General features: G+C 53.3%; 12 protein-coding genes and 1 tRNA gene. 7 read left to right on the top strand and 6 right to left on the bottom strand.

The annotated features are described in order from the left end of the window. The first annotated feature begins 103 nt into the window (after positions 1 to 103). A complete protein-coding gene (locus ACTG3Z_RS16095; protein WP_439144034.1) occupies positions 104 to 427 on the top strand; it encodes a hypothetical protein in 324 nt (107 codons plus the stop codon). Between the two features lie 203 nt (positions 428 to 630). Here ACTG3Z_RS16095 and nusB read toward each other — a convergent pair whose 3' ends face one another. The 4 genes from nusB to rlmB form a co-directional block, all read right to left on the bottom strand. Continuing rightward, positions 631 to 1,104, bottom strand: a complete 474-nt coding sequence (nusB, locus tag ACTG3Z_RS16090; protein WP_375266572.1) for a transcription antitermination factor NusB — start codon at positions 1,102 to 1,104, stop codon at positions 631 to 633. Beyond that, positions 1,101 to 1,652, bottom strand: a complete 552-nt coding sequence (locus ACTG3Z_RS16085) for a 6,7-dimethyl-8-ribityllumazine synthase (protein ID WP_439144033.1) — start codon at positions 1,650 to 1,652, stop codon at positions 1,101 to 1,103. The genes nusB and ACTG3Z_RS16085 overlap by 4 nt, the downstream gene beginning before the upstream one ends. Next, the gene (ribB, locus tag ACTG3Z_RS16080) at positions 1,652 to 2,776 is read right to left on the bottom strand and encodes a 3,4-dihydroxy-2-butanone-4-phosphate synthase (protein ID WP_439144032.1); all 1,125 of its coding nucleotides are present in this window, start codon (positions 2,774 to 2,776) and stop codon (positions 1,652 to 1,654) included. The genes ACTG3Z_RS16085 and ribB overlap by 1 nt, the downstream gene beginning before the upstream one ends. 461 nt (positions 2,777 to 3,237) lie before the next feature. Further along, entirely contained in the window at positions 3,238 to 4,017 is a 780-nt protein-coding gene (gene rlmB / locus ACTG3Z_RS16075; protein ID WP_439144031.1) for a 23S rRNA (guanosine(2251)-2'-O)-methyltransferase RlmB, read from the bottom strand. A gap of 133 nt (positions 4,018 to 4,150) precedes the next feature. Here rlmB and ACTG3Z_RS16070 point away from each other — a divergent pair. From ACTG3Z_RS16070 to ACTG3Z_RS16055, 4 genes are all read left to right on the top strand, one after another. Beyond that, positions 4,151 to 4,234: transfer RNA gene (locus ACTG3Z_RS16070), tRNA-Tyr, on the top strand. Positions 4,235 to 4,363: 129 nt separating this feature from the next. Next, positions 4,364 to 5,338 (top strand): LysR family transcriptional regulator, encoded by a 975-nt coding sequence (locus ACTG3Z_RS16065; RefSeq protein WP_439144030.1) that lies wholly within the window; start codon positions 4,364 to 4,366, stop codon positions 5,336 to 5,338. A gap of 139 nt (positions 5,339 to 5,477) precedes the next feature. Next, complete coding sequence (locus ACTG3Z_RS16060) at positions 5,478 to 7,913, top strand: GcvT family protein (RefSeq protein ID WP_439144029.1); 2,436 nt, start codon at positions 5,478 to 5,480, stop codon at positions 7,911 to 7,913. Between the two features lie 33 nt (positions 7,914 to 7,946). Further along, positions 7,947 to 8,783 carry an NAD-dependent epimerase/dehydratase family protein gene (locus tag ACTG3Z_RS16055; RefSeq protein WP_439144028.1) on the top strand — a complete coding sequence of 279 codons (837 nt, stop codon included), beginning with the start codon at positions 7,947 to 7,949 and terminating at the stop codon, positions 8,781 to 8,783. A 115-nt stretch (positions 8,784 to 8,898) separates the two neighbouring features. On the opposite strand, the gene ACTG3Z_RS16050 is transcribed toward ACTG3Z_RS16055, so the two are convergent. Next, positions 8,899 to 9,414, bottom strand: coding sequence for a hypothetical protein (locus ACTG3Z_RS16050; RefSeq protein WP_439144027.1), 516 nt, complete (start codon positions 9,412 to 9,414; stop codon positions 8,899 to 8,901). 126 nt (positions 9,415 to 9,540) lie between these two features. On the opposite strand from ACTG3Z_RS16050, the gene ACTG3Z_RS16045 reads away from it, so the two are divergent. Both ACTG3Z_RS16045 and ACTG3Z_RS16040 read left to right on the top strand, forming a co-directional pair. Further along, entirely contained in the window at positions 9,541 to 10,545 is a 1,005-nt protein-coding gene (locus tag ACTG3Z_RS16045; RefSeq protein WP_439144026.1) for a hypothetical protein, read from the top strand. Between the two features lie 133 nt (positions 10,546 to 10,678). Further along, a complete protein-coding gene (locus tag ACTG3Z_RS16040; RefSeq protein ID WP_439144025.1) occupies positions 10,679 to 11,971 on the top strand; it encodes an O-acetylhomoserine aminocarboxypropyltransferase/cysteine synthase family protein in 1,293 nt (430 codons plus the stop codon). 62 nt (positions 11,972 to 12,033) lie between these two features. Here the strand turns inward: ACTG3Z_RS16040 and ACTG3Z_RS16035 are convergent, their stop codons facing one another. After that, entirely contained in the window at positions 12,034 to 12,759 is a 726-nt protein-coding gene (locus ACTG3Z_RS16035; protein WP_439144024.1) for an SIMPL domain-containing protein, read from the bottom strand. Position 12,760: the final 1 nt, after the last annotated feature.

Here is a 12,760-nt window from a genome sequence, read left to right as displayed (position 1 = left end):
ACTGCTCATGTCCGCGAGCTATCACGCTGGATTCACACAGTGAATCCTACAGTGCCCGATTTGTGCAACAAAGCCACTCTCAACCACAATTGTGCTGACGCTCTTGAGCACACCTTTCGCCTTCGCAGACAGTTACAAACGCATCAAGAAAGCCGCTGACTTCAATGCAATTGTAGTCGACAAAAATCTGGCGTTTGGGCCAAATACAGCCATCATCCGTTCTAACGGAAAAACCGATGGGAAATTAAAGAAACAGGGCAAATACTACGGTGCCTGGGCATGGCAAAACGGCTATTATTGCAGAAACCTCGTGATCAGCAAAAAAGAGACCGGTACAAATTGCCAGCTAGTAGAGTTTGATGGCAAACAGCTACGTTTCACCACTGACAAAGGCAAAGGCCGCGTGACAAACTTGACGTTTAAATAGAAAACGTCAAAGCCCTGAGGCCTTACCTCATGCGATAAAGTAGAGAGCTGCGTGAAGATATTGCAGCTCTTTGTAATTTTGAAAGATTGCCGCGGAGATGCCGAGACCTACCTGAGACACTCCATGAGCTATGTGATGCTGCCCCGCGCGTCTGAGGTTGCCCCGCTCAACACGAGCTTCGCTCAAAAGAAAGCCATCGGAAATTAAAAAGCGTCTGGTTTTGCCTCACGCGCAACGTGATCGAGCACGGCGTTCACGAAACGGCTCTCTTTTCCCTCAGGGAAGAACGCAGCTGCGATATCGACAAATTCTTTGATGACCACTTTTGGCGGCGTGTCGCTGGCAACAAATTCTGCACCTGCTGCACGGAATAGCCCACGCAACGTCGGATCAATGCGCGCGATGGGCCATTTGGCGACCAGAGCGCGATCTGTCATTTGGTCAATCTTAGCTTGGTGGTTCACCGCGTCCTTCACAAGGGCCGTGAACAGATCCACATCGCCTTCAACGAATTCCATATCCTCATAGATCGCACCAAAGCGGTGATCCAGGAATTCAACGATGATCTTGTCGGTCGTCTGGCCGGACACTTCCATCTGATAAAGCGCCTGCACCGCGTAAAAGCGTGCGGCAGACTTCATCTTACGTTTGGCGTTTCCAGAGAGTTCAGTGCTCATGCGAGGTCGTTTCCTTTGCCAAACCCAGCAATTTGATATTCATCGTCGGCAGGTTTGAACCCGACACCCTTACGCTGGCCGCCCCACTTACGAGCGAGCGCAATCAGATGCAAGGCCGCAGCGGCTGCACCGCCACCTTTGTTTTGATCCGCAGGGTCTGCGCGCACTTCCGCCTGTTTGCGGTTCTCAACCGTGAGGATGCCATTACCGATACACAGCCCTTGCAAGCCAAGCAGTTGCAAAGCACGCGAGCTGTCATTGCATACCGTGTCGTAATGCGTGGTTTCGCCACGAATAACGCAGCCCAGCGCGACATAGCCGTCAAAATTGCTTAGCCGTTCTGCAATACCAACCGCTGTCGGAATTTCCAGCGCACCCGGCACTTCGATCATGTCATACGTGCCGCCTGCCGCTTCGATTTCAGCAATTGCACCAGCGACCATATTGTCAGCGATGTCTTTGTAGTAAGGCGAGACAACGATCAGTAGCTTGACAGGCTTGTCAAACGTTGCGCGTGGCAAAATGTAGTGTTGTTCATGACCAGCCATTAACCAAGCTCCGAAATTTTGCGCGTACCCGTGATTTCAAGACCATACGCCTCAAGCCCGACGACCTTTGGCGAAGGAGAGTTGGTCAGCAATTCAAGTTTGCTAAGCCCAAGCGAGCTAAGGATCTGCGCCCCAAGCCCATACTGTCGCAAGGTCTGCGGCGATGCATCGTGATCCGGATCAAGTTTCATCGCCGTATCACGCAGCAAAACCACTACACCGCGCCCTTCAGCAGCAACGGCTTCCATGGCGTGACCAAATTCAGCGGCACGCCCTTTGGGACCTGTGCCAATCACATCCTGCATCGGATCCATCGCATGCATGCGAGTAAGCACGGGCGCTTCGCCCGAAATATCACCTTTGATCATCACGATGTGCTCTGCACCTTGGGTTTCGTCGGAATAAATGCGCATTTGCCATTCACCACCAAATTCTGAAGTGATGGTTTCCTCCGCACGTACTTTGACGAGGTTATCGTGACGCCGACGATAGGCGATGAGATCAGAAATCGTACCGATCTTGAGATTATGCTTTTGCGCAAAGCTAACCAGCTCAGGCAAGCGCGACATGGTGCCATCTTCGTTCATGATCTCACAAATCACACCAGAGGCGTTCAGCCCAGCAAGGCGTGACACATCAACAGCCGCTTCGGTATGCCCTGCGCGGACCAAAACACCGCCGTTGCGTGCCTTAAGCGGGAACACGTGACCCGGCGTTGCGATATCTGCAGCACCTTTCGCAGCATCAATCGCTACGGCAACTGTGCGCGCACGGTCATGGGCGGAAATCCCTGTTGTCACACCTTCACGCGCTTCGATCGAGACGGTGAAAGCAGTTTCATGACGCGAAGAGTTATTAGTGCTCATCAGCTCTAGGCCCAGCGCTTCGATCCGCTCCCCTGGCAGTGCGAGACATATCAAGCCGCGCCCGTGCATCGCCATGAAATTAATCGCTTCAGGCGTAGCCATTTGTGCAGGGATAACCAAGTCGCCCTCGTTCTCGCGATCTTCATGGTCCACAAGAACGAACATCCGCCCATTGCGTGCGTCTTCAATGATCTCTTGCGCAGAAGAAATCGCGTCGCGCCAGTTTTCTTCAACGGGGCCGGGTTTTTCAAAGCTCATGGATTTGCCTATTTTGAAACGAGTTACTCGCAAATAGCGGATGGGACGCGACTTTGCCAGTGCAGCGGTGCGTCAATCAAAGATATCCTCAATCACGTCTTTTGCTTCTTCCATGAACCACCTCAAGGCTGATTTGCGACGCTTTTTCTTTTTAGGCTTTTTGAAGCTTTTTGGCGCGGGTTTGTGTGAAATTGCAGGTCTTGCTGATTTCGGCGCGCTTTTGGGTTTTTGAGGTTCACGCACAAGACGCTTCATCACATGAAGTGGCGCTCCGCAACTGCCACATGCCAGTTCGTGGCTTTGCGATCCGCTCAACACCAACGCCGCGCGACTGCCGCAGTAACAACAGGTGGTAATCTTAGTCGGATACGTCACTGAAAATGCCTCTCATCACCTATGCCCCTAAGCTAAGGCGTTACTTGGCAATTTTAAGGGGCGCAGGCGCAAAACAGTCAGATCACTTAACGCGGCAAAGACGCGTACAAAGCCACCGCCGCAGCGTTGGACACGTTTAGCGAGCCGAAGGCATCGGCAAATTCAATCTTCACCAAAGCATCAACTGTTTCTTTGGTCTTTTCGCGCAGGCCCGGCCCTTCGGCCCCAAGAACCAAGGCAATCGGGCGATCGCGTTTACCCTCCAGCTCGGATTCGATGCTTTGTTCAGCTTCGCCATCTAGCCCCAATACAAGGTAACCCATCTTTTGTAAGGCTTCGATGCTTTCGGCGAGGTTGCGAATGCGCAAGTAGGGCTGACGCTCCAACGCGCCACTGGCTGTTTTCGCCAATGCGCCCGTTTCCGGCGCGGAACCGCGATGCGTACCGATGACGGCACTGGCACCGAACACTTCAGCTGAACGCAAAATAGCCCCCACATTATGCGGATCCGTCACCCGGTCCAAAAGGATCGCGCGCGGAACCGCAGCACTGCCACCCACGCAAACATCTTCCAAACGGCCCCATTTCAGCGGCTTCACTTCCAGAGCAGCGCCTTGGTGCACAGATTGTGGATCAAGCGGTGCGGAGAATTTACGCGGCTCGCACATTTCAGGTTCCATCCCTGAAAACGCAATAGCCTCTGCAAGTTTGTCGCTTGCGTTACGCGTAACAACCAAATTCAGTTTTTCACGCTCTGGGTTCATCAACGCGTCGCGTACGGCATGAAGACCAAAGAGCCAAACTGTCTCTGCAGCGGAGGCTTTTTTATCCTGCTCTTTTTTCACGACCCACTTAGGTTTTTTCATCTTGCGCTCCTCCGGCTTAGCAGCCTTCTTCGCCTTGCCTTGAATGAGTTCGCTCTGCAAGAGTTTTTCGGGTTGACGCAGATATGAGCCGATTGTAATCACCCGCTCACGCTTCGGGTTTACTCGAAGCAGTGGGCGACAGGCCGCAAGGTGTGGCAGGGGACTGTAACTCCCTCGCGGAGACGCACGCCTGGTTCGATTCCAGGGTCGCCCACCATTTTCAAGGTATTTGAAATTCACACAATCCTGAGCCGTGGAGCTGGATAGCGTGACCGCTCTTAGCCAAAGCGCCATAGGATTTCCGAAATCCTATAGAAAATCGTCTCAAACGCGGATTAGGAATTCAATGTCAAAGCCCCCGTCCACAACAGAACTGAGCCTCAAAGGTTTGGAGCTGTTTCAGATCTGCGCGCGCAATGGCTCTCTGCAAGCCTGTGCGCAGGAAACAAGACTGTCTGTCAGCACTGTGTCACATCATTTACGCAAGCTAGAGGATCACGTGGGCGTCGCCCTGTTTGATCATGCCCGTAAACCGATGGTGTTGACGCAAAAAGGGCATGTCTTTTTGCGCAGTATCGAAGAGGCGCTTCAGATTATTCGCGAAGCCAAAGCACAGGCGAGCGCAGGCAATGTCACAGACGCGCGGTCCTTGCGGCTTGGGGCGATTGAGGATTTTGAGAGCGATATCATGCCCGAGCTGGCGGTGCATCTGTCACAGAAAATGCCAAACTGCGATTTTGCGTATCACACCGCCTCTAGTCGCGAGATCATCGGGATGCTGCGCAATCGCGAAATTGATCTGGGCCTAGCTTCTAGCCCGAGCGAGCAGATCAAAGACCTGAATGAGCATGCGTTGCTGCGCGACCCTTTCGTGCTTGTCGTGCCTGCAGGTATCGAAGTGTCCAGCGAGATGGTGCTCAAAGGCCATTCGGATCTGCCGTTCTTGCAGTTCTCCAGCCATCTGATGATCGCCAATCAAATTGAAGCGCAACTTAAACGTCTTGGGCTCGCCTCGCCCAAAACGTTTGAATGCGCCAGCAATCAGACTTTGATGGCGATGGTTTACTCGGGGGCGGGCTGGGCGATTACCACGCCCCTCCTGGTCTCACGAGCGCAGCGCTTTCAAGCGGGTCTCACGATGCACCCCTTCCCTGACAAACAATTCGCGCGCACCTTGTCTTTGATCACCACGCCTGATTGCGCAGGGTCGGTGTTTAATCTTGTGAACGATAAAATCAGAGCCGCGATCAGCACCAAACTGATTGCACCCGTTCATCAAAGCGCGCCGTGGCTTGAGAAGTCGTTTTCTTTGTTGGGCTGACATTCGGCAAAATGCGCCCGTCCTAACGACGGATTTATCAATATAATCTTTCGATTTATTCGAAATTATGTAAAGACGATTGAAAGTGCCGCGCGAATTCGGGCCAATATCATCCAAACGCGCACAAGAGGATCACGCCATGAAATCTCGCACCAAAGTAGTCGTCATCGGCGGTGGCATCGCAGGGTGTTCCACGCTCTATCATCTCACTCAAGAGGGTTGGACAGATGTCGTTCTGATCGAGCGGGACGAGCTGACCTCGGGCACTACGTGGCATTCGGCTGCGCAAGTGACAAACTTTGGTATGAACCAGACGATGGTGGGCCTCAAATCCCACTCTGTTGCGCTTTATAAAAAGCTACGCGACGACCCTGAGTATCCTGTGGGCTACCATCATGGCGACGGCGGCATTCGTCTTGCCAACACCGAAGCGCAAATACAGGGCTATCGTCATTTCGCATCCATGGCACGTGGCATGGGCGTTGAATATGAAGTGATCGACGCAGAAGAGTGCGCGCGCCGCCATCCGCTTATTTCCACGGACAACCTGCTTGGTGGTCTTTGGGACGGTGAAGACGGTGACATTGATCCTGCACAGCTGTGTCAGGCGCTGGCCTTTCATGCGCGCAAAGCTGGCGCCGAAGTGTACCGCCACACCAATGTGACCGCCCTCACCCAGCACAAGGATGACACATGGACGGTTGAAACGGACAAAGGCAGCATTGATGCGGATATCGTCGTAAATGCATGCGGTTACCGTGTGAACGAGGTTGGTGCGATGATGGGTGTACACCACCCTGTTGCGTCGATGGAGCATCAGTATTTCGTCACCGAAGATATTCCCGCGATAGTGGACGCTGGCCACCGGATGCCCCTATTGCGCTGCCCGATCTCGGACTATTATTCGCGTCAAGAAAAGAACGGTCTGCTTGTGGGCTTCTATGAGCAAGATTGCAAAACATGGGGCATGGACGGCATCAGCCCTAGCTTTGCCAACGATCTTTGCCCTGATGATCTGGATCGCGTGATGGACGTACTAGAAGGCGCATTCGAGCGGATGCCAGCGCTGACCGAAGTCGGCATCAAACGGGTCGTCAACGGCCCGATCACCTACACGATTGACGGTGCGCCTTTGGTCGGGCAGATTCCCGGCAAGCGCAACGCGTTCTGCATCATCGGCCTGCGTGCAGGTGTTGGTGAAGGCGGTGGCCACGGTTGGCTTCTCGCGCAGCAAATCGTTCATGGTGAAGCTCAGTATGATACATGGTGCATCGATCCGCGCCGCTTCACTGGACACACCAACGTTGAGCTGACAGCGCTTAAAGCGATTGAGGATTATCAAAACGAATTCCGCTTCCACTTCCCGCATGAGCACCGCCCCGCAGGGCGCGGCGCAAAGACGACTCCGATCACGCCAATTCTGGAAGCCGAAGGCGCTGAGTTCACTGTCGTTAATGGATGGGAGCGTGTTGAATACATCAAGCCAAGCGCTGATTTTCATCCAAGCCTGACTTTCGATTTCGATGAGGCGTTTGACGTCATCGGTGCCGAAATCCGCAATGTACAAGAGAACGTCGGGCTGGCTGAGGTCAATGGTTTCAATCGCTTTGAGATCACCGGCGCAGATCGACACGCATTCCTCAACCGCATGTTCTGCGGCAACGTGACCAAACGCGACGGGCGTGTTGGGCTTGGTTACCTGCTGAACCATTTTGGCATGGTAAAAGGCGAAGCAACGATTGCGAATATTCCAGCTTCTGATCGCGGTCCTGCGCGGGCTTGGTATGGGTCTGCGGCCGCCTCTGAATGTCACGATATGGATTGGCTCACCGCGCATGTGAGCGCCGATGAAGATGTCCAAATCCGCTCGCTCACCAACGATCAGACGATTCTCGTGCTCGCAGGTCCGAAATCACGTGCGGTGCTCAGTGCCTGCGCGCGCGACGATTGGTCTAAAGAGGCATTTCCATGGCTCTCTGTGCGCGAATGTTTCATCGGCTTCGCCCCCGCAACTGTGATGGCTGTCAGTTTCTCTGGCGAGCTGGCCTACGAGATTCACGTCCCCAACACGTCCCTCTATGCGGCCTACACGGCACTGCGCGCAGCGGGCAAAGAACACGGGCTCAAACTCTTCGGCGCGCGTGCAGTAGAGTCTATGCGCATGGAAAAAGGCTTTATGCATTGGAAGGCGGATTTGATCACCGAGTTCGACCCGTTCGAAACTGCGCTTGATCGCTTTGTGAAACTCGACAAAGGCGATTTTGTTGGGCGCGATGCGCTTGTCAAACGCCATGAGAACGGTCCAAGCAAAAAGCTGGTTTCACTTGAGATCAACACCTCAAAGACCCCTGCGCATGGTGGTGGATCGCTGATGAAGGATGGCAAGGTTGTCGGCACTATCACCTCTGGCGACTGGGGCCATCGCATTGGCAAGAACCTCGCCTATGCCTTTGTCGACGTTGATGTTTCCGAGGTTGGCAGCACGATGGAGCTTGATCTTTGTGGCGATATGATCGGTGCGGTGGTCATTCCGCCCTGCCCTTATGATCCGGACTTTCTGCGCATGCGCGCCTAAACGCAGTTGATTGTGCAATAAAGAGAGGCATTTGTGAAAAGACTTGTTCTAACAGGGGCCGCTGGCCGACTCGGGTCCTATTTGCGTGAACCTTTAACGACGCTTTGCGATGAACTGATCTCTACAGACATCGCAGATGATATTGGCAAGCTCTATAAAGGTGAGCACTATGTCAAAGCAGATCTTGCCAGTATGGACGACATCTTGGGCGTTACCGAAGGCGCAGATATGGTTATACATATGGGTGCATATTCCGATGAAGCGCCTTTCGAAGAGCTACTCGGCCCCAATTTCATCGGTGCCTATAACATCTGGGAGGCCTCTCATCGCCACGGCGTCAAACGCGTGATCTATGCCAGCTCGATCCACGCGGTCGGGATGCATCCCAAAACTGACTTTATCGACACAACGGTGCGCCACAGACCCGACACGTTCTATGGCCTGGCGAAGTGTTTCGCAGAAGACTTGGGCTCACTGTATTGGGATAAACACGGGCTCGAGAGCGTTCACATGCGCATCTTGTCTTGCGCGCAAGTGACAAGCCCTCGGGCACTTGGAACCTGGCTGTCCTATGAAGATCTCGTTCACCTTGTAACACGCTGTATTGATACGCCATCAACCGATTTCTCGATTGTCTATGGCGTGTCAAACAACGATCGCGCACCCGTCGACAACCGCCAAGTAAGCTTCTTAGGCTACCGCCCCAAAGACAATGCAGAACAATTTGCCGAACAAATTCTTGCCACGGCAGAGCCAACCAATTCACAAGACATCGGTGAAATGTGCCACGGCGGTCCATTTGCAAGTGTTTCACTGGGCAATAGCGGTATGGCGAATATGGATATTATTGACGACAAAAAGAAAACCTAGGCGGCGCAGCACATCAAAAGGCACGCACGGCCACGCTTCATTTTTCTAAATAAACTCTGGGGGGAGTCGGCGGCGCCGACGGGGGGCTAGCCCCCTCCCCACATCCCAATCAGCGCTATGGGATTAAAATATTCTCGCGCAAAAGCGTGACGGATTGCGTCGTCAGATTGTCGAGCAATACATCGATCCGGACCGATTTTATGCTTCCCAATTCATGCCGATGGAACGTCATCAAAGCTTCGTCGTTCAAGATCGAGTTGGGCTGTTGATATTTCATGTGACAGTCTGGCATCTCCAAGTCTTGAAGCGGTGCGCCATTAATCGAAAACTTCGCCCCCTTCAAACCACAGCGCCAGCTAAAGATGTGGCTCCAATAGACCAGATCTTGCCCATCATATTCACGCACCGCCGCCCAATTGCCTTGGGTCATTTGCAGGATCGGTCCAACCTCGGCCGCGGTCGTAAACTTGCCCGTGGGCGTTTGATCATCAGGGGTCATACCGCTTACGTCGAAACTGTCGGCACCATTTACGCTCTCACCGCTGCTGACCTCAGCGGAACCAAAACCGCTTTGCGCATGCGCCGCACCCGCGCACAAGAAAGCACTCAAAATCAAAAATGACGTTCTCATTACCTGTCTCCCAAAATCAAATCTTAACAATTCTTTCGATCCTGCCGCATCCGCTTCTGGAAATCTAGGATTTGTCCGCGTAGAGTTCTCGAAATCCCACGACAGAGATGGGCAGATAGGGCGAGCATGGCCAAGAAAAGCGCGAAAAACAGTACATTTAACATAATGATCGTCGTTCAGGACGGTCGATTGGCCTATGAAGCCGCCCTTTTCGCTGCCAGCCTGCGCCACACAAATCCTGACTTTGCAGGCAAGCTATACTACGCCGAACCTATGCCTGGCCCGCTTTGGAAAGCAGACCCACGCCTCCCTCAGGGGGAACTACGTGATCTTTTGATCGAATTGGGCGGCGAATTCATTCAGTTCGAAAACCGCGTTTTTGGGCAAAGCTATCCCTATGGAAACAAAATCGAAGCGCTTGCCGCGATGCCCAAAGGCGAGAACTTCGTGTTCTTTGACACCGATACGCTGATCACAGGCGATCTTGCGAACGTGCCTTTTGATTTTTCACGTCCATCTGCCTCGCTCAGGCGCGAGAACACGTGGCCACAGTTAGAGCTATACGGCCCGGGTTACGGCGCAACTTGGAAGTCGCTCTATGATAAGTTTGATCTAGATTTCGACAGCGCGCTCGATCTCAACCACCCCGATGAGTATTGGCGCCGTTATCCCTACTACAACGCCGGATATTTCTTTTATAAATGTCCCCAGCAATTTGGCGTACGTTTCCTCGAATATGCCAAAGCCATCCGCGATGACGCGCCACCTGAATTGATTTGCCAAGTACTGGACCCTTGGCTGGATCAAGTGGCGTTGCCTTTGGTTATTCACAGCTTTGGCGGTGGCAAACACACACTACCGCGCGGGCTGCTGGATGGTGACATAAGCTGTCATTACCGCATGTTACCCCTGCTTTATGCACGTGAAGGTACGCATGTGGTTGATCTGCTCGAAGAGATCACAGCTCCTAACAAGTTAAAGAAAGTGCTCAAAGGGTCCAACGTGATCAAACGCATGATCTATCAAGGGCGCGGCCACAAAACGCGCGATCTCTTTGATCAGAACGATCTTCCGCGCAAAGAACAAGCCATCCGCAATCGGATCAAGAAAGCCGGTTTTTGGATGCGGTAATGGCATGAAACATCCGTTTCCTTTACTCACTGATTTGCGAACGCGTGTTCTGAATTTGTGGCACTTGGTTGTGAGGTCCGCAACATTCGCCTAAACCCTTCCTCAGCTTTTATACACAACGCGAGGAATACCCATGACTGACGGACCAAGCTACGGTTTTGATACACTGCAAATCCATGCAGGCGCACGCCCTGATCCCGCAACGGGTGCCCGCAACACGCCCATCTATCAAACGACGGCTTATGTCTTTCGCGATGCAGAGCACGCCGCAGCGCTATTTAACTTGCAAGAAGTGGGCTACATTTACTCGCGTTTGACGAACCCAACTGTCGCAGTTTTGCAAGAGCGTATCGCCACGTTGGAAGGTGGCGTTGGTGCAGTTTGCTGTTCTTCGGGTCACGCGGCTCAGATCATGGCGCTCTTTCCACTGATGCAGCCGGGTATGAATGTTGTCGCCTCCACACGTCTTTATGGCGGAACGATTACGCAATTCAGCCAGACGATTAAGCGTTTCGGTTGGGAAGCAAAGTTCGTCGATTTCGACGACGAAGATGCAGTCAAAGCAGCGATCGACGACAACACGCGGGCTGTCTTTTGCGAAGCAATTGCGAACCCAGGTGGCTATATCACCGATCTTGACGCGATCTCTGCGATCTCTGACGCGGCGGGTATTCCACTGATCGTGGACAACACATCCGCAACGCCTTACCTGTGCCGCCCGATCGAGCATGGCGCGACGCTGGTTGTGCACTCGACCACAAAATACCTCACAGGCAACGGCACGGTCACAGGCGGATGCGTCGTCGACAGCGGCAAATTCGACTGGACTGCGTCGGACAAATTCCCGTCGCTCAGCGCGCCAGAGCCTGCATATCACGGCTTGAAGTTTGCGGAAACGTTTGGCCCGTTGGCCTACACATTCCACGGTATCGCCATCGGCCTGCGCGACCTTGGGATGACGATGAACCCACAAGCCGCACACTACACGTTGATGGGTGTCGAAACGCTATCTTTGCGGATGCAGCGCCACGTTGAAAACGCACAAGCCGTGGCTAGTTGGCTCGAGAAAAACGAGCATGTTGAATACGTTACATACGCTGGCCTTGAAACTTCACCCTACAATCATAGGGTTGAAAAGATTTGTCCGAAAGGTGCCGGCGGTTTGTTCACGTTTGCACTGAAAGCGGGCTATGAAGGATGTATCCAGCTGGTGAACAGCCTTGAGATTTTCTCTCATGTGGCAAATCTAGGAGACACGCGCTCTCTGGTGATCCACTCTGCTTCTACGACACACCGCCAACTCTCTCCAGAGCAGCAAGAAGCGGCGGGCGCGGGTCCAAATGTCGTGCGCATTTCTATCGGCATCGAAAATGCGGAAGACTTAATCGCAGACTTGGACCAGGCGATCAAAATCGCTTCGTCGTAAGCCAGTTAGTCTTAAGCATTTCAAAAGGCCCGAAGCACACCTTCGGGCCTTTTTCTTGCCTATTAATTTAACTGAAAGATGATCTTTACGCGCGCGCTTTGTGAGACTTCGCCCTGCGCGATGGGGACCGAACCTGAGCGTGATGCCGACATTTCCATGACAGGTGGCGGAAAGCCACTGCCGCCCCCTCCAAGCTCTTCAGTAATGAGCAACACATCGCCAAGCGAAACACCCGCCGACAACGCATAAAGCTCTGCCTTGCGCCGCGCATCCTGAACCGCAGCCTCACGCGCACGATCTTGCATAGGTTGCGGATCAATCAAGCCAAACCGAAAGCCCGAGAACGAGTTCGCCCCATCACGCGCAACTCGGTCGAGCACTGCACCCAAACTGGTTAAATCGCGCAATGTGACAGTGACCGTATTGGAGGCTTCGAAACCCACTGGCGCAAGCGAGGTGCCCGCATCATCATAGCGCTGGCCTTGGCGCCAGACAGGATTAAGGCTGAGCGAAGAAGTCTGAATATCGCGCTTTTCGACGCCCATTTCCTCCATCCGAGAGAGAATCGCTGCGACCGCATCATTCGTTTGCGTCAACGCGTCTGCCGCACTTTTTGCGGTGTGACGCGCGCCAAGGGTGATAACGGCCTTGTCCGGTGGCGCACTAATTTGTGCGGAACCGATCACCGTGACTGATCGTGAAATACCTTGGGACTGCGCAAAAGCGGGCAGTGCCAGAACGGTGCTTGCAGCGAAAATGATCAAAAAAGTCCAATTTTTTAAGGACATC

This window comes from Planktotalea sp. (assembly GCF_965659345.1).
Taxonomy (GTDB): domain Bacteria; phylum Pseudomonadota; class Alphaproteobacteria; order Rhodobacterales; family Rhodobacteraceae; genus Planktotalea.
The sequence above is the reverse complement of the archived record's forward strand: the minus strand, read 5'-3'. Positions and strand labels throughout refer to the sequence as shown.